This window comes from Pseudomonas cavernicola, from assembly GCF_003596405.1.
GTDB lineage: Bacteria > Pseudomonadota > Gammaproteobacteria > Pseudomonadales > Pseudomonadaceae > Aquipseudomonas > Aquipseudomonas cavernicola.
Genome location: NZ_QYUR01000006.1, coordinates 752,915 through 773,947, shown reverse-complemented (window position 1 = coordinate 773,947; position 21,033 = coordinate 752,915). Strand labels below are relative to the sequence as shown.

Sequence of the window (21,033 nt, the reverse complement as noted above, 5' to 3'; positions counted from 1 at the left end):
GAGGTGCCTGACCCCGTGTCTTTCTCACGTCGACAGATTCTTGGTGGCTTGGCCGGGCTGGCCGTTGTCGGGCTCGGTGCCGGTGGTGCGCGCTACTGGTTGGGCCGCATGCAGGATGGGCAAAGCCATGACTACGAACTGATTGCTGCACCCGTGGATCTCGAGTTGGTGCCGGGCCACCTCACTCCGGCCTGGGCTTATGGTGGCCAGGCGCCGGGTGTGGAGTTGCGCGCCAAGCAGGGCGAGTGGTTGCGGGTGCGCTTTATCAACAAGCTCGATCACCCAACCACCATTCACTGGCACGGCATCCGTTTGCCGCTGGAAATGGATGGCGTGCCCTACGTCTCGCAGCTACCGGTGCTGCCGGGCGAATATTTCGACTACCGATTCAAGACGCCGGATGCCGGGAACTACTGGTATCACCCGCATGTTTCCAGTAGCCAGCAACTTGGGCACGGCCTGGTCGGGCCGCTGATTGTCGAAGAGCGTGAGCCAAGCGGTTTTCTGCATGAGCGCACGCTCAGCTTGAAGACTTGGCATATTGACGAGCAGGGCGCCTTCACCCCATTCAGCATCCCGCGGGAGGCGGCGCGCGGTGGTACGGCGGGGAGTTTTTCCACCGTCAGTGGCCAGCATTTGCCGACTTTGGATCTGCCGGCTGGCCAGGTCGTGCGCCTGCGTCTGCTTAATCTGGATAACACCTTGACCTATCGGCTCAACCTGCCGGACGCCGAGGCGCGGATCTATGCGCTCGACGGTAATCCGGTCGCGCCGCGCCCGTTGGGCAAGGAGTATTGGCTAGGGCCGGGGATGCGTATGGATCTGGCCTTGCGAGTGCCGGCTGCGGGACAAGAACTGTCGCTGCGTAATGGCCCGGTACGTCTGGCGACGCTACGCTCGCTGGCGAGCACAGACGCTGCGGGTGATTGGCCACCGGCGTTGCCGGCCAACCCGGTGGCTGAGCCGGATCTGGCCAATGCTGAAACCCTCCGCTTCAACTTCGAGTGGGTCGGGGCGGTCTCGGCGAATGCGGCCAATGGTGCCGCGCCGAGCTTCTGGCAGATCAATGGCAAGGCTTGGGATATTAACGACAAGACCTGCGCCGATCGGCCGATCGCCAAGCTGGAGCTCGGTAAGAGCTACATCTTCGAGCTGCGCAACATGGCCCAGTACCAGCACCCGATTCATCTGCATGGCATGAGCTTCAAGGTGTTGAACTCGGACCGGAAGAAGATCATTCCGTACTTCACCGACACTTATCTGCTCGGCAAAAACGAGCGTGCACGCGTCGCCTTGGTGGCGGATAACCCAGGTGTGTGGATGTTCCACTGCCATGTGATCGACCACATGGAAACCGGCCTGATGGCGTCTATCGCGGTGGTATAGAAGAGGTGGAAGGCAGAAGCTCTGGTTGTAAGCTGGGTAGAGGCTTTTTTTTGCCGAAACCCAGCGAGGATAGCGCTGGGCTTAGCTTCGCTCTACGCCCGCTTACGATTTGAATCTGAAGTCTGAATATTTATGAAGAAAACGCAGATCATCGACCGCAGTCAGGATCGGCGCTTTATGCGCGAGGCCCTGACGTTGGCTGCCGAGGGCGCGAGCCTGGGCGAGGTGCCGGTTGGCGCGCTGCTGGTGCAAAACGGTGAAGTCATTGGGCGCGGCTTCAACTGCCCAATTTCCCGACATGACCCCAGCGCCCATGCCGAGATGGTGGCGATCCGTGCGGCGGCGCAAAGCCTGGAGAATTACCGCCTGCCTGGCAGCACTCTGTATGTGACGCTGGAGCCGTGCAGCATGTGCGCCGGTTTGATCGTGCATGCCCGGATCAATCGAGTGGTGTTCGGGGCGACGGAGCCAAAGGCGGGCGTGGTGCAAAGCCGCGGCCAGTTCTTCATCCAGGGCTTTCTCAATCATCGAGTGTTGGTCGAAGGTGGGGTGCTGGCGGAGGAGTGCAGCACGATGTTGAGTGAGTTTTTCAAGGCGCGCCGTGGGTAGGCTGGGTTCTGCCTAGCCTCTACCCAGCCTACATCTGTGGGGTGGTTGCGTCGGGCTTGCGCTTGTCGATGCCCGGAACATGCAGGCCGCTTTCGGCAACTTGGCTGCCTTCCAGCTGCGGTTGAGTGACCCAGGTGAGAATGTCGTAGTAGCGGCGGATGTTCTGCACGAAGTGCACGGTTTCGCCGCCACGGGCATAGCCATAGCGGGTTTTGCTGTACCACTGCTTTTGCGCCAGGCGCGGCAGCATCTTTTTCACGTCCAGCCACTTGTTCGGATTGAGGCCTTCGGCCTCGGCCAGCTTGCGCGCGTCGCCCAGGTGGGCGATGCCGATGTTGTAGGCGGCGAGGGCAAACCAGGTGCGATCCGGCTCTTCCAGCTCGGGGGCCAAGTCCTGTTTGATCATGCTGAAGTACTTGCTGCCGCCGCTGATGCTTTGCTTGGCATCAAGGCGGTTGGCCACGCCCATCGCCTGGGCGGTGCGCTGGGTCAGCATCATCAGTCCGCGTACACCGGTCTTGGAGGTGGCGTTGGGTTGCCAGAGTGATTCCTGGTAGCCAATCGCGGCGAGCAGACGCCAGTCGACTTCACGGGTCTTGGCAGTCTGGCGGAAGTGCTGCTCATAGCGCGGTAGGCGTTGCTGCAGATGCTTGGCGAAGGTGTAGGCGCCGACATAACCCAATACGTCGACATGGCCGTAATAGCGATCCTTCAGGCGCTGCAGGGTGCCATTCTGTTTGACCCGCTCGAGGAAGGCGTTGACTTCCTTCAGCAAGCTATCGTCCGCGCCGGGCGCCACTGCCCAGCTCAGGCTGCTGGCGTCACCGAGATCGAAGGCCACGCGCACATTGGGGAAGTACACCTGATTCATCGCCAGTTCGTTGGAGTCGACCAGGGTCAGGTCGATTTCTCCTTCATCGACCATGCGCAACAGGTCGACGACCTCCACCGCATCGGATTCCTCGTAATTCAGTTCGGGAAACTGCACCTTGAGTGCGGCCAGTTGCTCGGCGTGGCTGCTGCCTTTGAGCACCAGAATGCGTTTGCCGAGCAGGTCTTCCGGGCGGGTCGGGCGGCTCTGGCCATTGCGGTAGATGACTTGCGGGGCCACTTCCAGGTACGGCTCGGAAAAGCGCGCCTGGCTTCGGCGGCCGCTGCTGCTGACCAGGCCGGCGGCGGCTAAGACGGGGCCGTTCTCTCGGCTTAGCCCGGCAAACAGTTCGTCGAGGTTGTCGGCGGTTTCGATTTGCAAGTCGACGCCAAGATCGTCGGCAAGGCGTTTAACCAGTTCGTATTCGAAACCGGTTTCGCCATTGCGATCCTGAAAATAGGTGGCGGGGCTGTTGCGGGTAACCACGCGCAGCACGCCATCCTTCTGGATGCGCTCTAGGGCCGAGGGCTGTGGCTCGCTACAGCCCCAGAGCAGCAGAAGGATTCCGGTCGCCAGCAGCCATTTCGGGCCGCGCCTGCGGAACATAGTTTGTGCAAACATCAGCCCAGTATACGCAAAGGATCGAGGTCGCCACATCTCGACAGCCGCAGCGCTTCTCTGTTAGGGCCTCGACTCATAGGATTGGCGAAGGGATGGCGAGTGGACTTCGTCGTCAGGCAAGGCGCCACGATGAGTCATAACCCAGCTACTTTGTTCCGTGGCAACGCCATATGGCGGCAAAAGACGCCGCCAGGATTTGTCCGAACCTTGTGTGTCGAGGTACTCACGCCGCAGCACCAGCAGAGTACCCGTCACGAGTGCCTTGGCGGGCGGTTTGCGCTAGAATGCACGGCCTCAAAGCATCCCCCTTCCCGAGGCTGTCCCGAAGATGTTGATCCTGCGCGGCGCTCCTGCCCTTTCTGCCTTCCGCCACGGCAAATTACTCGAGCAACTGACCCAGAAGGTCCCCGCTGTAAGCGGTGTGTATGCCGAATTTGCCCACTTTGCCGAGGTCACCGGCGTATTGACCGGCGAAGAAGAGAAAGTGCTCGCCCGCCTGCTCAAGTACGGCCCTAGCGTGCCGGTACAAGAGCCGAGCGGCCGACTGTTCCTGGTGCTGCCGCGTTTCGGCACCATTTCGCCCTGGTCGAGCAAGGCCAGCGACATTGCCCGTAACTGTGGCCTGGCGAAGGTTCAGCGGCTAGAGCGCGGGATCGCCTACTACATCGTTGGCGAATTCAGCGAGGCTGAGGCCGAGCTGGTCGCCGCCAGCCTGCATGACCGCATGACCCAGTTGGTACTGGACAACCTGGAGCAGGCGGCTGGTCTGTTCAGCCATGCCCAGCCCAAGCCATTGACCGTGGTCGACGTCCTCGGCGGCGGCCGTGCGGCGTTGGAGCAAGCCAACGTCGAGCTGGGCCTGGCCCTGGCGGAAGACGAGATCGACTATCTGGTGACCAGCTTCACCAGCCTGGGACGCAACCCCCACGACATCGAACTGATGATGTTCGCCCAAGCCAACTCCGAGCATTGTCGGCACAAGATCTTCAATGCCAGCTGGGATATCGACGGCGAGAATCAGGAAAAAAGCCTGTTCGGCATGATCAAGAACACCTTCCAGATGCACGGCGAAGGGGTCTTGTCGGCTTACAAGGACAACGCTGCGGTGATCGAAGGCTCGGTCGCCGGACGTTTCTTCCCGAATCCAGAAACCCGCCAGTACGGCGCGGTCGAGGAGCCGGTACACATACTGATGAAGGTGGAAACCCATAACCACCCGACCGCCATCGCGCCGTTCCCCGGTGCATCGACGGGTTCCGGCGGCGAGATTCGCGACGAAGGTGCCACCGGGCGCGGAGCCAAGCCGAAAGCCGGCCTGACCGGTTTCACCGTCTCCAACCTGCAAATTCCGGGTTTCGAACAGCCGTGGGAAACCCCGTACGGCAAGCCCGAGCGCATCGTCACGGCGCTGGACATCATGATCGAAGGCCCGCTTGGCGGTGCGGCGTTCAACAACGAATTCGGTCGCCCGGCACTGACCGGCTACTTCCGTACCTTCGAGCAGGCGATCACTACCCCGCGTGGCGAAGAAGTCCGCGGTTACCACAAGCCAATCATGCTGGCTGGGGGCATGGGCAACATCCGCGCCGAACACGTGCAGAAAGCCGAGATTACCGTGGGGTCCAAGCTGATTGTGCTCGGCGGCCCGGCGATGTTGATCGGCCTGGGTGGCGGTGCAGCCTCCTCGATGGCCACCGGCACCAGTTCGGCAGATTTGGACTTCGCTTCGGTACAGCGGGAAAACCCGGAGATGGAGCGCCGCTGTCAGGAAGTGATCGACCGTTGCTGGCAGCTCGGCGAGCACAACCCAATCAGCTTCATTCATGACGTTGGCGCCGGTGGTCTCTCCAACGCCTTCCCGGAACTGGTCAACGATGCTGGCCGTGGCGGCCGTTTTGAACTGCGCGCGGTGCCAAACGACGAGCCGGGCATGGCCCCGCTGGAAATCTGGTGCAACGAATCCCAGGAACGCTACGTGCTGGCGGTCGATGCGGCGGACTTCGAACGCTTCAAAGCGATCTGCGAGCGCGAGCGTTGCCCGTTTGCAGTGGTCGGCGAGGCCCTTGCAGAGCCGCAGCTGACTGTGGCCGACAGCCATTTCGGCAACAATGCCGTGGACATGCCGCTGGAAGTGCTGCTCGGCAAGGCACCGCGCATGCACCGTTCGGCGAGCCGAGAAGCCGAGCTGGGCGATGACTTCGATGCCTCGACCCTGGATATCGACGCGGCCGTGGAGCGCGTGCTGCGCCACCCGGCCGTGGCCAGCAAAAGCTTCCTGATTACCATCGGCGACCGCACTATCACCGGTCTGGTAGCGCGCGATCAGATGGTCGGCCCCTGGCAGGTACCGGTGGCCGACTGCGCCGTGACCGCCACCAGCTTCGACGTGTATAGCGGCGAAGCAATGGCCATGGGCGAACGCACGCCGCTGGCGCTGCTGGATGCCCCGGCGTCCGGGCGCATGGCGATAGGCGAGACCCTGACCAACATTGCGGCGGCGCGAATTGCCAAGATTTCCGACATCAAACTGTCCGCCAACTGGATGTCTGCCGCCGGTCACCCGGGTGAAGACGCCCGTCTTTACGACACGGTCAAAGCGGTCGGTATGCAGCTGTGCCCGGAACTGGGCATCACCATCCCGGTCGGCAAAGACTCGATGTCGATGAAAACCCGTTGGACGGATGCGGGCACGGAGAAGAGCGTGACTTCGCCGCTGTCGCTGATCGTGTCCGGCTTCGCTCCGGTGCTCGACGTGCGTCAGACCCTGACTCCGCAACTGCGTATGGATAAGGGCGAGACGGATCTGATCCTGATCGACCTGGGCCGTGGGCAGAACCGCATGGGCGCTTCGATCCTCGCTCAGGTGCATGGTCAACTGGGGCGCCAGGCGCCGGACGTGGACGATGCCGAAGACCTGAAGGCCTTCTTCGCCGTGATCCAGGGTTTGAATGCCGATGGCCGCCTGCTGTCTTATCACGACCGCTCTGACGGTGGCTTGCTGGTCACCGTGCTGGAAATGGCGTTCGCCGGGCATTGCGGTCTGAACATCTATCTCGATGCCCTGGCCGACAATCGCGCAGAGCTGGCAGCCGTGTTGTTCAACGAAGAGCTCGGCGTGGTGATTCAGGTGCATCAGGACTCGACCCCGGAAGTGCTGGCGCAATTCAGCGCTGCGGGTCTGGGTGATTGCGTTGCGGTGATCGGTCAGCCGGTGAACAACGCTGAGGTCGCTATCAGCTTCAACGGCCAGCCGGTATTCGCCGGTCAGCGTCGTCTGTTGCAGCGTCAGTGGGCCGAGACCAGTTACCAGATCCAGCGCCTGCGCGATAACGTTGTGTGTGCCGAGCAGGAGTTCGATGCGCTGCTGGACGAAGACAACCCAGGCCTGAGCATCAAACTCGGCTTCGACGTTAACCAGGACATCGCCGCGCCCTTTATCAAGAAAAACGTCCGTCCGCAGATTGCCGTCTTGCGTGAGCAAGGTGTTAACGGTCAGGTGGAAATGGCGGCGGCTTTCGACCGTGCCGGCTTCAACGCGATCGACGTGCACATGAGCGATATTCTTGCCGGGCGTGTCGACCTCGAAGCATTCAAAGGTCTGGTCGCTTGTGGTGGATTCTCCTACGGTGACGTACTCGGTGCAGGTGAGGGCTGGGCCAAGTCGATCTTGTTCAACAGCCGCGCCCGTGATGCGTTCAGCGCGTTTTTCGAACGCAAAGACAGCTTCACCCTTGGGGTGTGCAACGGCTGCCAGATGCTCTCCAATCTGCACGAACTGATCCCTGGCAGTGAGTTCTGGCCGCACTTCGTGCGTAATCGTTCGGAGCAGTTCGAGGCGCGGGTGGCGATGGTTCAGGTGCAGGAGTCGGCATCGATCTTCCTGCGCGATATGGTCGGTTCGCGGATGCCAATCGCCATCGCTCACGGCGAGGGGCATGCCGAGTTCGAAAGCGAGGAAGCTTTGCTTGAGGCCGATCTGTCCGGCTGCGTGTCTCTGCGCTTCGTTGATAACCACGGCAAGGTTACCGAGACCTACCCGGCCAACCCGAACGGCTCGCCGCGCGGGATTACCGGCCTGACCAGTCGCGACGGCCGCGTCACCATTATGATGCCGCATCCGGAACGAGTGTTCCGCGCAGCACAGAACTCCTGGCGCCCGGAAGAGTGGCAGGAAGATGGCGGCTGGCTGCGAATGTTCCGCAACGCTCGCGTCTGGGTTAACTAAGCCGTCAAGAGGCGCCGGCATGCGCAAGCCGCCGGTCTGCCCGGGTGAAAGCGTCGGGTCTCCGAATACAGCCGCTTTCACCCAGGCCTTAACGCCCGCTGTTCTTCCCATCCTTCCTGAGGTGCGCCTGGTTCAGCCGGGTGCGACCTTACGGCTGTGTACCTGCGGCAGCTCGCCGCAATTACCTGACTGCTCTGCCGACTGCTCGCTGGGGTTGAGCGTGCCGATCGCGCGTGAGCAACATCTATTGCTCTGTCGCTGCGGCCAATCCAGGCGTCTGCCGTATTGCGATGGCAGTCACAATCCGCCTGCACCTTCACTAACCGCTAAGTGGCGACGCTTCTGGGTCGGGTATTAGGCTGCTGCGGCTTATGGCTAAGCGCTCTATGTCTGGCTGAACGCTGCGGCTGTCGGTAAGTCCAATTACAGACTTGTGAACTGCGCCGCTTGGTCGACTCAAGGCAAAGTGCCATCATTTGTTGGTTGCTGTTTACCCTGCCATTTCCTTGCGGAGAGTTTGATGTACAAACTGTGTTTTTAATGGTCTTATGAAAAGCCATTATATATCAATAGTTTGCTGCATTATCTACCCAGCCTTTCTACCCAATATTTCTACCCAAAATATCGCTGCAAGCGTCCTGATGCATCCGGTTGGCTGTACTTCTATCTAAGTCGATAAAGGTAATGGTGATGCCGTCGCGGATCAGGTCGCCCAGCTCTGCCACATGCTCAGGCTTGATCGTAAATCTAAGCCCCTGCGCTTCCTTCCTTGTCAGTGCAAGTCTGCCCACAGTTCGCTCCTTGATTGGTGGTAGTCAGGAAGCGCCTGACTGCGTGCTGATAATGCGTGAAGAGGTGGTGCTTCCTACATAGCCCCCTGCCGCAAGGCATACCACCAGCCCCAATTTTCAGCCTGTGTGCCTGTGAGAAATAATCTGTAGGGGATGGGCTGAAAATATCGATGCACCTGGGGAATGGTTCTGTTGATTTACTTGGCGCGGGCGACCCATCGTCAAGCTATACGGACGGGCGTCGGGTGGTGCGGTCACAGGATAATCAAATATCGTCGCCCCTCTCTGCTGTACCCGCTGACGTAGCCCAGGCATGGGGCATTAACCCAATTTATCAGGGGCTAGAGCGTTCAGACTGAAGGGATTGGCTTCATTCCGTGCAGGGGCTTGGGTGATGTTGAAAGCCCTTCAAATGGCTCTATTTCCCGCAATAGAAAAGCCCCGACTAAGGGGCTTTCTTGTGTGTGGTGTGTTGTGCTGGTGGGTAGTGGCTAAGCCCATAGACGTTTAACTGTAGAAAGGCTTACACCAAGTTCCTTAACTACCTGACTCTGACTCATACCCTCAAGCCTCAGTGCTTGTACTGCATCCTTGCTCGTCGCAGCAGGACGGCCAAGGGTGGTGCCTTCTGCCTTTGCGCGCTGAAGACCAGCTTGGGTACGTTCGATGAGTAGATCACGCTCAAACTCTGCTACAGCGGCGAGGACGCCCATTGTCATCTTACCGGTTGATGAGGTGAGGTCTACGCCACCCAAGGCGAGGCAGTGAACCCGGATACCTTTACCTTCTAGCATCTGCACTGTGCTCTGCACGTCGATGGCATTACGGCCAAGACGGTCTAGCTTAGTGACCACCAGAACGTCACCACTCTCCATACGCTCAAGAAGCTTTTGGAAGCCCTTACGCTCGCTGGTGCTGGTGCTACCTGAGATAGTCTCCTCGACAATGCGTTGAGGCTGAATATCAAAGCCGGCTGCTTTCACTTCCTTAACTTGGTTGGCAGTGGTTTGGTCTGCGGTTGATACACGGCAGTAAAGGAAGGAGCGGCTCATGCCTGATTCCTCTTTGGTGTCATAAAGGTAGGTTCATTATACCTGTCGGTGTCATAAGTGCAAACCCTATTTTGTGAAACTAGTTAAGCTCGAAATACAGGTAGGTTCAAAAACGGTCGTTTATGACACCAGAAGGACGAGACACGAACTCCATGCTTGCAGCGGCTGCTGTTAGCTTCTGGATGCACAGGCGGGGGGATGAGGGACGAAAAGATGCCCCACGGCATGCGAGCATTCGCGATGGGGAGGGAGCGAAGCACCGTGACTACCTTAGTGTGTGTGCATAAGCCTGCAAGCCAGACACAGCTTGCTTCTAACCGCTGGCTGCTGGCAATCTGCCCTTACCACAAACAACCGAGGGATTGGAAATGGCTGAGTATTCGCACACGTACTACAAGCTCACGGTAGGACCGGGATTAGGTACTGGAGAGTCTTATCAAGGAGAGGTTGAAATCGATCCACGGCTTTTTTCCCCGTATAGCCCATTGTGGGTAGATGCAATGAGAGACTTGGCTACAAAAGCCAACATTGCAATCCTCACTGGCAAGAAAGTAGTAGGCCACCCAAGCGACGATAACTACGACCCTACTACAGAAGATTTAGAGAGCGCTGAAGTAGGTAAAATCACGTACGGGGCGTACAAGAGTAGTTTACGCCCCCTCCATGATGTGGAAATCATTAGACTGAAATAGCCTCTAAGAAAAGACCAGCAGAAAGCACGATGTAACTGCTAGGAGATGCTGATATGGAAACCCAAGAGCTAGAATTACGACAAGACTCAGCGATGGTACTCCGTGCACAGGTACTTCATCAGCGGAAACTCCTCAAAGCGTCCCAGATTGAGTACAAAGAAACTAAAGAGCTATTGAGCAGTCTCCAGCAGACACTAGACTTTGAGCTTGCTCGCTTGAAAGATCTTGAATCCGGCAGGGGAGCCTTACTTGGATCAGAGGGAGCAATCAAAATCTATGAATTTTGGATTGACCTTCCAGGATACAGCGGACCTATTAAGGACGCCAAAGCAAAGTTGACTCAGCATGGCAGCCTCCAGCAAGTGAGCGACGTTAGCAGCAAGCAGAAAAGCGGCTTAGGTGGCGGGATAGTCGGTGGCGTGCTTCTGGGGCCTGTAGGCGCTGCTGCTGGCGTGCTTGCCACGCGTAAGAACGAAGTAAAAACACAAATACGCGAAATAGATACTCGCCAACTTGAATTTGAGGTTGCAGGGCCGGGCTATGCATGGTCTTTTGTTGCGGAAATCAAGCTTGAAGAGAACCTTCGAAAGCTCCGCGATGCGATCAATGCTAGGGGCTCAAGAAACGAAAGCGTTACTGAGTTTCTCCGGCAGCAAGGGGAGATTGTTAAAAAGATCCGAAATCAGGCAGCAAATGTAAACTCTGCACTAAAGGAAAAAGAAAGTATGGTTAGTCAGAAAACCCTTGCGTATGAAGAGGTCTGGTTAGAATACTCATCAGCACGCCTTCCACTGCTCGCAGAACTTAAGTTTAAATGGCAGTGCACCTCCACCCCGTTACGAGTTTTTGCAATACTCCTTGGGCCTATCTTGCTTGCGATATGGGCAGGATTAGCTATTTACTCAAGCACTCTTACTGATCCCGCATTACTCACCTACTCGCTACTTTTTGGAGCTGTACACAGCGTCGCCCTTGCAGGCGGATTTATCTATTACCTATTTAGATGTAGACTTTAACCCGTTAAGACATTCGATGATTCACCAGATTAAAATCATTTAAACCTCCGTTCTTCAATGATTTTAATCTTCTGCTCGATGATGGACTGTCTAGATTCCAGTCTTGAGATGGAGGTATCTAGCTTATCTGCAACTCCATTAATTCTAGAGTCACTGTATGTTATGAGTCCGTCTATCCGCTTGTGTACAGCCGACAGGTCGCTAGGTGTTTCTGCTTGGGGTTGAGGGTTGTAGATAAGAAAACAGATCAGACCTAGAGCAATGGTGTTCGTGAGCTTCAAGAAAGTGTTGAGCACATGCCAATAATTAGTGTTGGGCATTGTAAATTTAACCATTTGATGTAAAAACAGCCCAGGTTTTTAGGCTGAGCTGTTTTGTTTGATTGAAAACACAATATATTGTGTAGGGAGAAGCTATCCGGTTTAGCAAGAATGCTATCAAGGCCAGTTTACATGGGGTCTCCAGAGGTGGCTGCCTAATTGTTTATCTGTTTTTCTATCTATATATTGTGTTGCTAATATCGTCGACTAGCGATGAAAGAGTTTCTTGATCGACTCTTTCAATTCTTGGTGCCCCTTCTCGGTGGGGATGAAGCTAGTCGGCGAGGATGGATCAGACTTAAAGAGAATTTTATCTTCTGTGTCCTGTTCTTCCTCGGCCTTCTTTCGATTATGCTCTGCAAGCACCCCGTCCACAAATGCGAGTAGCTCAGCTGTTTCCTGTTTCTTTTTGGCTTGTTCTGCTGCGTATTGCTCGGGGTGGTGTTTTGCTTTAAGGATGTTCATTAGATTAGACATATTACTTAGCACCTGCTGCAAGCTGGGATTTAACATACTTCTCAGCCTCGACACGGGCTGCTGCAAGCTGTTTGGCTTCTTTCTCTTCGATCAACTTCTGTTGCTTACGCTTTTCTTGTTCAAATAGCTGTTCTGTCAGCAGGTCGATTTGAGCTTGATTAAAATCTTCAACCTCTTGGCGGTAGGCTTGTTCTACTTCCTGATTGCTTTGTTCGATCAGTTCTGCAATATCTTTGTCTGGCTTGTAATATGTCACTTGCCAAAGTGTAGGGCTGTGCCAAGGAGATTCGTGCGGAAAGCGTTTAATGCCCTTTACGGCCATCTCACCTACAAAATCAAGGAATGCTTCAAAGTTGGAGAAACTTTCAGTTGGTGCGGCGGCGGGGAATACCCAGCGACCACCAGTGTGGGAGTATTCTTGGTAATAACCGGAGATAATCCGTTCTTTGGCTACTTCTTGACGTTGCTCAAGCTCAGCTTGACTGAATACCATTGCTTGCTTAACTACTTGTTTGTTGCTCATATTTGTAATACCTCTTTTTATTGAATTTGGAGCAAAGCGCTCCCGTGCATTGATTCTGATGAATCAAATTCTTTTGGTTTAGTTGTTTGTTTAGATGTGCCTTTGAGGGGCGGGAAAGAATCTTACGCTCAGCTTTCGCTTCGCTTACGTCAATAATCGCTTCGCTCTTATTGACTTACTAACATCTAATTAGAAAAAGATGCTGTAAAGCTGTCACCCTGTCACCTTTCCTCTACAGCCCGCATATACTGGGCTTTACAGAGGTGACACCTATAACACCAACCTGTCACCCAACCTGTCACCCTGTCACCTTTTAGTGTCACCTTTTGCTTAGAAACCCCGTGCGGGCATACCCTTCTCAAGTTCTTTAGTGCCTGATTCCAACGACATCCCCGACTCAAAGCCAGCGGGAGTAATGTAGAACCGGCAGGTTTTAGTGCGGCGCTGCTTACAACCGATTGCAAGCAAGGCGTTAGCAATGGCCATCTCAGACAAGCCATGCTCAAAATCACCACCATAAGTATCCTTCACCCACTTAACGGTCAGCACTTTGTTAGCCTCTACAACGTCCGCTAACACCTCTTCCAGCTTGTCAGTAGTGCTAAAGCCCATAAGTTCCTGCTTACTGGTTGTCATAGGTGGTGCATCAGTTGGGCGGAATTTCGACAAATCCACTTGCTCCAAATAATCCCGCACAAGCTGAAAACCATTTTCATTCTGTAGCCAAGGCTTCAACACCGTGTTGATAAATTCGGCTGTCTCGGTGACTGATTCTTTATGAGTGATAAAACCGGGAATCCAAAAGCGGCGATCGCCTTTCTCAAGTATTAGCGGTAAGTGGTCATTACTGGTGATGATGAAATTCAGATAGTTATCAATGGTGATCGTTGGCTTGTGCTTTCTGTGCAGCGGGATAGTGGCGTTGCCCTGGAAGCTCTTGAGCGCGTCTGTAGTGCTTTTTTTGCTCTTGTACACCTCATCGATCAATAGCAGCGTCTTACCTTCTACAACGTCGTTAAAATCGCCTACAACGTCCTTTAGGCCGCATACCGCTACAGAAGATTTACCGAGTAGGGTAGAAAGCAGAGTCTCAACTAAAAACCCCTTACCTATGCCGTGTTCACTTCTCAATACTGGCGTGGCGATAATTCTAACTTCTGGTTTGCGTACTGTGTGAGAGAGCCACCAGCCCATATACTGACGTTCAAGGTCATTAGGAAACCAGCGGCGTAGGAATTCTAAGAATGGTTGTACTTGTTCAGGCTTAACAAGCTGGCCGCTTGGTTGAATGCTGGAAGGCTTCCAAAGGTTTAGTAAACCACCATTGATTACATTGCCAGCATTAGGCTGGAAGCCTTCGCCATATACCCACTCAAGGCAGTTAACGAGATATTGGGCCTCAGGGGTGTTGTCAGCACTATTACTATGCTTGCGGTAGTAATGGCAAAGAATGGCGGCGTCTGCTTGCTCAATACCTGTGATAATGTCACGGAAACGAGGGTAGGTATTAGCAGATGGTAGGCGAACAAAACGAGATTTTACGGCAGCAATTGCTTTGTTGTTATTGGTTGGTGCTGGTGTTGCTTGATTCATTAGAATTTTCCTCTTTCAGGGATAGACAATGGTTTTTGTAGTATTCAGTGATGATGGTATTGACGCAGTGGGTGGGGCTGTCGATATCGAGTTGGTTCATAAGTTTGATTAACTCTTGTGTGCAGCGCTCGCTAAGGGTGATTCGGATGCTAGATTTCATTTGTTCACCTTCTTAAATTCGATTTTCAGTTGTTCAGTAATAATCCAGTCTTCCAGTAGCTCATTCAGAAGACCTGACAACGGAGGCTTGTCACCTTCAATGGCTTCATATTCACTTACAAACTTCATGCTTAAGCAAATGCGGCAAGTCCTATATTTTCGTGGTTCACCGCTGGCGTAATGTGTAACGCTCATTGTTTTGTATTTTCCTTTTCTGTTAGATAGTCTTCAAGCAATTCATTAATTAGGTAGCTTAAGGATGGGTGTTCTGTATCTGGTAAGTTTTCAAGACGCTTGAGAGCCTCAGTGTCGATGTATAAACGGAAGGATTGATGCCGACGAATTGAACCATCTGGCCATTTACGTTTACTCATTAACTTCTACCTCCTTCTTCTTGTGGTTGATAAATTCATTAACCAATTCACTTGGCGACTTGCCCAGTAGAATTGCTTGGCGTTGCAGGTAGTGGAGGTTTTCCAAGCTGATTAGCATCAACTCTTTACTGAATACGTCATTACCGATATACAGATAATCTGATCTCATTGTTAAATCCTTTGTTTATAGGCGATAAAATCCCGCACACTGAATAAGCTGTAGTTGGCTTGTCTTGGATGTGTTCGATGAAATTAGTGTTGAAAAACACTAATAACAATGCTGTTTTGATCGATGTTTAGAGGGGTGCTTAGAGCTGGTTTGATTCTGCTTCAATCAAAAGCTGTTCAATCTGCTCTTGAAGGGTGAAAAGCTGTTCAGTTGTATCAAGCTTGAACAACAAGTCTTTAAAAGTAAGCTGTAGCTTTCGGCGTGCACGGTGAAGCCTTACGCGGGGTGTGCTCGGGTAGTGCTTATTTTGTTGCGGTGGAGTCATTTTCATTTTCCTTTTGTTGTTGTTTAAGAATGTCGAGCATTTCGGAATTTGTTAGGCCGAGTTTTACACGGAATTTGTGCATTTTGCTGTGGCAGACGTTTGAGCAGATTAGTTTACTTGCCCTGGTGCATTGCATTTCGGCATTGCACATGAGGCAGTTTCGAATGGTAATAACAGCCATAAATAGGCCTCCGTTTTAATGGTGATGTTTAGATTGTATGGGTGGAATAACGAATTAAAGGTAAACAAAACGCCAGAACACACCAACACCCGGAAGGGATGAGGTAACCTGAATGCCAGTGTGTAATGGCGATAACAAAATAACTGTAGGTCTATCGGTATCTAACGCCAAGAACGACAAAACCCACAGAGTGGGAAAGTCGAGGCTACAGTTTTTTGATTTACGCTGGCAGTCTTGTAAGTGACAGCGTTTGTTTACAGCAGAGGGTGAAGCGAAGAGGAGGTATTACAGTTTGAATCAAGAGGATAGAGCGAAAGGACAGAGCTATTGTAGGAAGTCCATTGCGGAATACTTGCACCAAACCTTTATCTTATTCAGTCAGTTTAAAGTATCATACTTACAAACGAAATTGCAATAGGGTGAAAACTAACTTACATATACTAAACAAGTGAAACCCGCATATCTAAAGGCTCGCAGCCATATTTGATTGAATTCATTATTTTTCAATATGCGACGAACGGTACTGCTAATACAATCTCTTTTGCCGATTACGCAACCAAGATCACCCGCAAGAGCGGAAATTTAACACAATCTCTGTCTCTATTTGTCTTAACGCTATACCGCTGTTGATCTTAATCTTCTCTACTTTCTTACATTCTACTCTATTTACCTGAGCATCTGCGGTGGATCATACACCGCTACTACGATCTGTGGTGTTTTCAAAAGCGGGTAGAGCACTCTACAGTGGTCTGAAATTCTGTAAAGCTATTTCTATAAACTTTACATACTCTGTGGATAACTTCACTACCATACGAAATACAAACATACGGGAAAAACAGTGTGTTTTGCGCGTTCTCTTGTTTTGGTGTTGTCGGACACGGAGAAAGCGAGAAAACGATTTTAGAGCCCCATTTTCCCTACGTTATAGGGGAAGATGGGGCATGTTTAGCCTGTGTGCTGGTGCTGGGTTAGAAATTGAACTCAAGTAGCTTGATTGCCTCGGCCTTCTGCCCAAGTGAAGCGCCTGCACTGTAAACGTCGAAGGTTATGCTTCCACGGCGATGACCCAAAATGCTTGAGATAACCAGTGGACTGGCCCCGGCTTGTTCTAGCTGCGTTGCCGTGCTGCTGCGAAAACTATGGAAAACGTGGCGATCTGTGAACCCTTCGGCCTTCTTGAGCTTGGTGAACCGTTGCTGTGGGCCGTTCAGGCGTTTACCGGCTGCATCTGGTTTAGCTGCATACAAGAACCCATCCTTCGTCTGTTTGAGGCGCTGGACGTACAGCGGGAGCAATGACGGGTGGATTGGTAGTGTTCGGATACCTGCGGCAGTTTTTGAATCTTCCACGTTAAAAGCGATTGGCTGGTGGTTATCGTCAAACACGGTGGTGCTGGTGCTGATTCGTCCAATCTCTTCAATCCGGCAACCTGTCAGACAAGCAAACTTGATTAGGTCGGCTAATTCTTGGTCGCCCTTGGCCACTGCTGCGGCGTGTAGCTGTTCTGCTTCCTGTCGTGTGTACGCTTCCCATGATTCACCCCCGGCCTTGCCTACCCTTGCGTGGGTGTGTTCTGCGAATGGACTGGGGAGGTGGGCGAACTGATCACGGTAGGTCTGAACATACCGGCAGGCGTACTTATGCCACTTGCGCAAGGCCCATAGGTGGCCCTGCCTTGTCTGGCGCTTGTCGCTGATCGTGTCCAGGTACTCGGCCACTGTATCGAACGTCAGCGGCTTGACCTGTGTGGTCAGGTATGAGGAGAAGGCTTCTAGCTTGCTGATGAGTACGGCGGTAGTGCGGGCGTTGTCGTTCTGGCTTTCGTAATGCTGCCTGAATGCTGCAATGGCACCCGCGCTGATTGGTGACTTGGGTTTATAGGTCTTGGGATCGATAGCTATTGAAAGGGCTTCTGCTGCCTCGGTGGGAGACAGGTTGTAGTGTCTGGCAATGATCTGTGATTGGGCGGTTGGAAGGGTGCTAAGTGCTGAGCTGAGAAAGCCAATACTGTCGCCCTTTTGGGCAGCTTCCAAGCTGGGGATCAATTCAGAGGGGAGGCTGGTTGCACCATCCCTGTAAAGGAGGGCCACGACTTTAGCTAGGTCGGCGGCTGCCTCGGATAGTTTTGCATTCTGTTCTGCCTCGGACAGTGCAAAGAATGGATCGCTAGGGTGGGGCTTGTTCTTGATCGCTGATAGCAGGCTGTTGTCGATTCTTGCACCTAGAGCTTTAGCATTGTCTGCCAATTCCTCGCGCCATGCGTCCCCCTTAGCCAGCTTGGCGTCACGTATTGATCTAAATGAAGCTTTCCATTGTCCAATCACTTGAGTGGCAATGGTCTTGGCCAGCATCTTGTCGCCAGTCTTCAAGGATTTGCTAAGGATTCGACGATTACCAAAGGCGTGGCGGAGGTCGGCGGGTACATCTATGCGGACATGCCACGTTGTGGAGCGCTGCACAAGGTGATTGGATTTTGCTGGCATAATGACACCACTGGAGGGGGATTCTACCCACCAATTCTACCCAATATTTCTACCCAAAATATATCAAAACCCTTGAATGGCCGGTGTTTGCAGGGCTGGAGGTGCAATATTGTACAAACTGTGTTTTTATGTCCCGGAAACTCATCTGGACGTTGTTAAGAATGCTGTTTTTGCCGCTGGTGCTGGGCGTATCGGCGCCTATGACAGTTGCTGCTGGCAGGCCCTCGGGCAGGGGCAGTTCCGGCCGCTGGCGGGCAGTCAGCCGTTCATCGGTCAGGCCGGTCTGCTCGAGCAAGTGGCAGAGTGGAAAGTCGAGTTGGTGGTGGCTGACGAGTTGATCCACGACGCGGTGAAGGCGTTGCGCACGGCGCATCCCTACGAGACACCGGCATTCGAGGTGTGGCGCTTGTCGGACTTGGTCTTCTGAAATGCATCCAGCAAAAAAGGCGCTCGAGGGCGCCTTTTTGCTGTTTGATGTAGGGGGGAACTCACCAATGGTGCTGGATGGTGGGTTTCACCCACCCTACGGGCGGATTTCGATCAGGGTGCCATCTTTTACCACATTCCAGATTTCACGCATGTCGCTGTTCTTCATGGCGATGCAGCCTTCGGTCCAATCCAGGGTATGGAAATACCACTCCGGGTACTCCTCATCCAATGGCGTGCCGTGGATCATGATCATGCCGCCAGGCGGAACCCCTTCTTTGCGCGCGTTAGCCTGGTCGCGGATATTCGGGTAGGAGATATGCATGGCCAGGTTGTATTTGTCACTGTTCTTGCGCCAGTCGATCCAATAGAAACCTTCTGGAGTGCGGCGATCGCCCTCGCGCTGTTTGGCGCCTTCGGGTTGCTTGCCGAGAGAAACGCGATAGGCCTTCAGCACCTGGCCGTGTCCCATTAGCAGCAGCTTGCGCTCGGATTTCACCACTAGAACCTTGTCCACGGCTTTGCCGTCGAGAGTCGGCGCGGCATTGGCGTGGGATAAAGTGGCAAAAGATAAACAGAGAACCGCTAACAACCAGCGCATCGGAGCTATATCCCAGGTCATCGGAGCCGCCATGGCGGTCACGTTTTCTTGTAGTGCGCGCGCAAGGCCTCAACGGACTCATTGCGCACGGGGTAGGTCTGCGCTACCCGGTCGGCAAAGTAGCATTCTAAGGTACGGCCGACCGTCGGGAAAGCCAGCTCTGACCATGGGATGTCACGTTCGTGGAACAACTTCACCTCCAGGCTTTCGGCGCCGACGGCAAAGTCCAGGTCGACCAGCTCGGCGCGAAAAAACACATGCATCTGGCTGATATGCGGCAGATCGAACAGGGTGTAGAGGCTCAGCCCTTGCACGCGGGCGCAAGCCTCTTCCAGCGTTTCCCGGGCGGCAGCCTGCTGCATGGTCTCACCGTTCTCCATAAAGCCGGCGGGGAGCGTCCAGTAGCCGCGGCGCGGCTCAATCGCTCGACGGCAGAGCAGTACTTGCTCGCCCCATACTGGCACGCAGCCGGCGACGATTCGCGGGTTCTGGTAATGGATGGTCTGGCACTCAACGCAGACGAAGCGCGGGCGGTTATCGCCCTCCGGAATGCGCTGCGTCACGGGGCTACCGCACTGGCTACAAAACTTCATGCCGGATCCTCTGTGTTCGTCGTCCATCTTGGCGCGCGGGTGGCCTTGGCGGCAAGTTGTCGAGGAGGCAAAGTCACGCTGCTGAATGATGCCACCTGGTGGCGCAGGGCTTGGGCGAGCCGGTTCTTTCATGCCATGATGCCGAGCAGAACAAAAGACCGAGAATGCCCATGCTCGATGAGCTACTCCACCGTGTGCGCAGCTATACGCCGCGCGTTCTGGAGACCGACCATAGCTTCCCAGAGGCGGCGGTGCTGGTGCCTATCACCCGCAGCGACGCGCCGGAACTGGTGCTGACTTTGCGTGCCAGTGGTCTGTCGACCCATGGCGGCGAAGTCGCCTTCCCCGGTGGGCGGCGCGACCCGGAAGACCGCGATCTGATTGATACCGCGCTGCGTGAGGCGCAGGAGGAAATCGGTCTGCCGGCGGGTTTGGTCGAAGTGATTGGCCCGCTCAGTAGCCTGGTGTCGCGGCACGGCATTCAGGTCACACCTTATGTTGGCATTGTCCCCGCTTACGTCGAGTATCAGGCCAACGATGGCGAAATCGCCTCGGTCTTCACGGTGCCGCTGGAGTTCTTTCGCGACGATCCGCGGGAGATGACTCATCGCATCGACTACCTCGGCCGCAGTTGGTATGTACCGAGTTATCGCTATGGCGAATATAAAATCTGGGGCCTGACCGCGATCATGGTGGTTGAATTGGTCAATCTGCTTTACGACGCAGGGATCTCCCTGCATCAGCCTTCCGAATCCTTTATCAACCTGGGCTGAATGGTCGCAGTTTTGAGGGCAACATCATGAAATATCGCCTGGGACAGTCGAGTGTCGACGTGCATCCGGACAGTTGGGTTGCGCCGAATGCCACCTTGGTTGGCAAGGTCAAGCTGGAGCCTGGGGCCAGTGTCTGGTTCAACGTGGTGCTGCGTGGCGATAACGAACTGATCCATATCGGTGAGAACAGTAACGTGCAGGACGGAACGGTGATGCACACCGACATGGGCTATCCACTGTCCATCGGCAAGGGCGTGACCATTGGTCATAACGCCATGCTGCATGGCTGCTCGGTCGGCGAGTACAGCCTGATCGGGATTAACGCCGTGGTGCTCAACGGCGCCAAGATCGGCAAGTACTGCATCATCGGCGCTAACGCCTTGATTGGCGAAGGCAAAGAAATTCCGGACGGCTCTTTGGTGATGGGCTCACCGGGTAAGGTGGTGCGCGAGCTGACTGAAGCTCAGAAGAAAATGCTCGAAGCCAGCGCCGCGCACTACGTACATAACGCCCAGCGCTACGCGCGCGATTTGGTCGAGCAGGACGCTTGATGGACGTTGAGCGTCCAGTGGCCTCGCCTTGCGTGAGTGTCTGTGCGCTGGACGATGCGGATATCTGCATCGGCTGCCAGCGCAATGTGGAGGAAATCACCCGCTGGAGCCGCATGGATAACCGCGAGCGGCGCCACGTGCTGAGCCTCTGCCTGGAGCGCGCCCGCGCCAATGGCCAGTTGTTGATTGAGCCGACAAAATCTTTTTGATTGCCGAACCCTT

General features: G+C 54.5%; 21 protein-coding genes. 10 read left to right on the top strand and 11 right to left on the bottom strand.

Annotation, left to right across the window (positions count from 1 at the left end; all coding sequences use genetic code 11):
- Window positions 1–15 precede the first annotated feature (15 nt).
- Together D3879_RS19750 and tadA are read left to right on the top strand one after the other, a co-directional pair.
- Entirely contained in the window at window positions 16–1,386 is a 1,371-nt protein-coding gene (locus D3879_RS19750; RefSeq protein ID WP_119955941.1) for a multicopper oxidase family protein, read from the top strand.
- Window positions 1,387–1,518: 132 nt separating this feature from the next.
- Window positions 1,519–1,995, top strand: a complete 477-nt coding sequence (gene tadA, locus D3879_RS19745; protein WP_119955940.1) for a tRNA adenosine(34) deaminase TadA — start codon at window positions 1,519–1,521, stop codon at window positions 1,993–1,995.
- 28 nt (window positions 1,996–2,023) lie between these two features.
- On the opposite strand, the gene mltF is transcribed toward tadA, so the two are convergent.
- Window positions 2,024–3,487 carry a membrane-bound lytic murein transglycosylase MltF gene (gene mltF / locus D3879_RS19740; protein ID WP_119955939.1) on the bottom strand — a complete coding sequence of 488 codons (1,464 nt, stop codon included), beginning with the start codon at window positions 3,485–3,487 and terminating at the stop codon, window positions 2,024–2,026.
- A gap of 328 nt (window positions 3,488–3,815) precedes the next feature.
- Here mltF and purL point away from each other — a divergent pair, with 328 nt between their 5' ends.
- Window positions 3,816–7,712, top strand: coding sequence for a phosphoribosylformylglycinamidine synthase (gene purL / locus D3879_RS19735; RefSeq protein WP_119955938.1), 3,897 nt, complete (start codon window positions 3,816–3,818; stop codon window positions 7,710–7,712).
- Window positions 7,663–8,070, top strand: coding sequence for a CDGSH iron-sulfur domain-containing protein (locus D3879_RS27665; RefSeq protein WP_338014896.1), 408 nt, complete (start codon window positions 7,663–7,665; stop codon window positions 8,068–8,070). The genes purL and D3879_RS27665 overlap by 50 nt, the downstream gene beginning before the upstream one ends.
- A gap of 241 nt (window positions 8,071–8,311) precedes the next feature.
- On the opposite strand, the gene D3879_RS19725 is transcribed toward D3879_RS27665, so the two are convergent.
- Together D3879_RS19725 and D3879_RS19720 are read right to left on the bottom strand one after the other, a co-directional pair.
- On the bottom strand, window positions 8,312–8,503 hold the full coding sequence (locus D3879_RS19725) for a hypothetical protein (protein ID WP_119955936.1): 192 nt from the start codon (window positions 8,501–8,503) through the stop codon (window positions 8,312–8,314).
- 491 nt (window positions 8,504–8,994) lie between these two features.
- Window positions 8,995–9,555 carry a recombinase family protein gene (locus D3879_RS19720; RefSeq protein WP_119955935.1) on the bottom strand — a complete coding sequence of 187 codons (561 nt, stop codon included), beginning with the start codon at window positions 9,553–9,555 and terminating at the stop codon, window positions 8,995–8,997.
- A 368-nt stretch (window positions 9,556–9,923) separates the two neighbouring features.
- Here D3879_RS19720 and D3879_RS26380 point away from each other — a divergent pair, with 368 nt between their 5' ends.
- Both D3879_RS26380 and D3879_RS19715 read left to right on the top strand, forming a co-directional pair.
- On the top strand, window positions 9,924–10,247 hold the full coding sequence (locus D3879_RS26380; RefSeq protein WP_147411192.1) for a hypothetical protein: 324 nt from the start codon (window positions 9,924–9,926) through the stop codon (window positions 10,245–10,247).
- Between the two features lie 53 nt (window positions 10,248–10,300).
- Window positions 10,301–11,263: a hypothetical protein gene (locus tag D3879_RS19715; RefSeq protein ID WP_119955934.1), complete on the top strand. Its 963-nt coding sequence runs from the start codon at window positions 10,301–10,303 to the stop codon at window positions 11,261–11,263.
- Between the two features lie 527 nt (window positions 11,264–11,790).
- On the opposite strand, the gene D3879_RS19710 is transcribed toward D3879_RS19715, so the two are convergent.
- The 6 genes from D3879_RS19710 to D3879_RS19690 form a co-directional block, all read right to left on the bottom strand.
- Entirely contained in the window at window positions 11,791–12,060 is a 270-nt protein-coding gene (locus D3879_RS19710) for a hypothetical protein (RefSeq protein ID WP_119955933.1), read from the bottom strand.
- Window position 12,061: 1 nt separating this feature from the next.
- Window positions 12,062–12,583 (bottom strand): hypothetical protein, encoded by a 522-nt coding sequence (locus D3879_RS19705; RefSeq protein ID WP_119955932.1) that lies wholly within the window; start codon window positions 12,581–12,583, stop codon window positions 12,062–12,064.
- Between the two features lie 330 nt (window positions 12,584–12,913).
- The gene (locus D3879_RS19700) at window positions 12,914–14,176 is read right to left on the bottom strand and encodes a primase-helicase family protein (RefSeq protein ID WP_119955931.1); all 1,263 of its coding nucleotides are present in this window, start codon (window positions 14,174–14,176) and stop codon (window positions 12,914–12,916) included.
- Window positions 14,177–14,526: 350 nt separating this feature from the next.
- Entirely contained in the window at window positions 14,527–14,709 is a 183-nt protein-coding gene (locus D3879_RS26375; protein ID WP_147411176.1) for a hypothetical protein, read from the bottom strand.
- Between the two features lie 308 nt (window positions 14,710–15,017).
- Window positions 15,018–15,203, bottom strand: a complete 186-nt coding sequence (locus tag D3879_RS19695) for a hypothetical protein (protein WP_119955284.1) — start codon at window positions 15,201–15,203, stop codon at window positions 15,018–15,020.
- A gap of 1,149 nt (window positions 15,204–16,352) precedes the next feature.
- Window positions 16,353–17,867, bottom strand: coding sequence for a tyrosine-type recombinase/integrase (locus D3879_RS19690; protein ID WP_119955290.1), 1,515 nt, complete (start codon window positions 17,865–17,867; stop codon window positions 16,353–16,355).
- A gap of 109 nt (window positions 17,868–17,976) precedes the next feature.
- On the opposite strand from D3879_RS19690, the gene D3879_RS19685 reads away from it, so the two are divergent.
- The gene (locus D3879_RS19685) at window positions 17,977–18,294 is read left to right on the top strand and encodes a YqfO family protein (protein WP_119955288.1); all 318 of its coding nucleotides are present in this window, start codon (window positions 17,977–17,979) and stop codon (window positions 18,292–18,294) included.
- Window positions 18,295–18,390: 96 nt separating this feature from the next.
- Here D3879_RS19685 and D3879_RS19680 read toward each other — a convergent pair whose 3' ends face one another.
- Together D3879_RS19680 and D3879_RS19675 are read right to left on the bottom strand one after the other, a co-directional pair.
- Entirely contained in the window at window positions 18,391–18,894 is a 504-nt protein-coding gene (locus D3879_RS19680) for a L,D-transpeptidase family protein (RefSeq protein ID WP_119955291.1), read from the bottom strand.
- A 38-nt stretch (window positions 18,895–18,932) separates the two neighbouring features.
- Window positions 18,933–19,487 (bottom strand): NUDIX hydrolase, encoded by a 555-nt coding sequence (locus D3879_RS19675; RefSeq protein ID WP_119955289.1) that lies wholly within the window; start codon window positions 19,485–19,487, stop codon window positions 18,933–18,935.
- Between the two features lie 170 nt (window positions 19,488–19,657).
- Here D3879_RS19675 and D3879_RS19670 point away from each other — a divergent pair, with 170 nt between their 5' ends.
- The 3 genes from D3879_RS19670 to D3879_RS19660 are packed head-to-tail and all read left to right on the top strand — an operon-like array spanning window position 19,658 to window position 21,020.
- A complete protein-coding gene (locus D3879_RS19670) occupies window positions 19,658–20,260 on the top strand; it encodes a CoA pyrophosphatase (RefSeq protein ID WP_119955930.1) in 603 nt (200 codons plus the stop codon).
- A gap of 26 nt (window positions 20,261–20,286) precedes the next feature.
- Window positions 20,287–20,811: a gamma carbonic anhydrase family protein gene (locus D3879_RS19665; RefSeq protein ID WP_119955929.1), complete on the top strand. Its 525-nt coding sequence runs from the start codon at window positions 20,287–20,289 to the stop codon at window positions 20,809–20,811.
- Window positions 20,808–21,020 carry a DUF1289 domain-containing protein gene (locus tag D3879_RS19660; RefSeq protein WP_119955928.1) on the top strand — a complete coding sequence of 71 codons (213 nt, stop codon included), beginning with the start codon at window positions 20,808–20,810 and terminating at the stop codon, window positions 21,018–21,020. Before D3879_RS19665 ends, D3879_RS19660 begins: the two co-directional genes overlap by 4 nt.
- Window positions 21,021–21,033: the final 13 nt, after the last annotated feature.

What these genes read in the sequence shown, in the direction of transcription:
- D3879_RS19715 (WP_119955934.1), top strand. Translation starts at nt 10,301, where the DNA reads ATGGAAACCCAAGAGCTAGAATTACGACAAGACTCAGCGATGGTACTC.
- D3879_RS27665 (WP_338014896.1), top strand. Translation starts at nt 7,663, where the DNA reads ATGGCGGCTGGCTGCGAATGTTCCGCAACGCTCGCGTCTGGGTTAACT.
- tadA (WP_119955940.1), top strand. Translation starts at nt 1,519, where the DNA reads ATGAAGAAAACGCAGATCATCGACCGCAGTCAGGATCGGCGCTTTATG.
- D3879_RS19680 (WP_119955291.1), bottom strand. Translation starts at nt 18,894, where the DNA reads ATGCGCTGGTTGTTAGCGGTTCTCTGTTTATCTTTTGCCACTTTATCC.
- D3879_RS19720 (WP_119955935.1), bottom strand. Translation starts at nt 9,555, where the DNA reads ATGAGCCGCTCCTTCCTTTACTGCCGTGTATCAACCGCAGACCAAACC.
- D3879_RS26380 (WP_147411192.1), top strand. Translation starts at nt 9,924, where the DNA reads ATGGCTGAGTATTCGCACACGTACTACAAGCTCACGGTAGGACCGGGA.
- mltF (WP_119955939.1), bottom strand. Translation starts at nt 3,487, where the DNA reads ATGTTTGCACAAACTATGTTCCGCAGGCGCGGCCCGAAATGGCTGCTG.
- D3879_RS19705 (WP_119955932.1), bottom strand. Translation starts at nt 12,583, where the DNA reads ATGAGCAACAAACAAGTAGTTAAGCAAGCAATGGTATTCAGTCAAGCT.
- D3879_RS19695 (WP_119955284.1), bottom strand. Translation starts at nt 15,203, where the DNA reads ATGACTCCACCGCAACAAAATAAGCACTACCCGAGCACACCCCGCGTA.
- D3879_RS19675 (WP_119955289.1), bottom strand. Translation starts at nt 19,487, where the DNA reads ATGAAGTTTTGTAGCCAGTGCGGTAGCCCCGTGACGCAGCGCATTCCG.
- D3879_RS19710 (WP_119955933.1), bottom strand. Translation starts at nt 12,060, where the DNA reads ATGTCTAATCTAATGAACATCCTTAAAGCAAAACACCACCCCGAGCAA.
- D3879_RS19665 (WP_119955929.1), top strand. Translation starts at nt 20,287, where the DNA reads ATGAAATATCGCCTGGGACAGTCGAGTGTCGACGTGCATCCGGACAGT.
- D3879_RS19700 (WP_119955931.1), bottom strand. Translation starts at nt 14,176, where the DNA reads ATGAATCAAGCAACACCAGCACCAACCAATAACAACAAAGCAATTGCT.
- D3879_RS26375 (WP_147411176.1), bottom strand. Translation starts at nt 14,709, where the DNA reads ATGAGTAAACGTAAATGGCCAGATGGTTCAATTCGTCGGCATCAATCC.
- purL (WP_119955938.1), top strand. Translation starts at nt 3,816, where the DNA reads ATGTTGATCCTGCGCGGCGCTCCTGCCCTTTCTGCCTTCCGCCACGGC.
- D3879_RS19690 (WP_119955290.1), bottom strand. Translation starts at nt 17,867, where the DNA reads ATGCCAGCAAAATCCAATCACCTTGTGCAGCGCTCCACAACGTGGCAT.
- D3879_RS19670 (WP_119955930.1), top strand. Translation starts at nt 19,658, where the DNA reads ATGCTCGATGAGCTACTCCACCGTGTGCGCAGCTATACGCCGCGCGTT.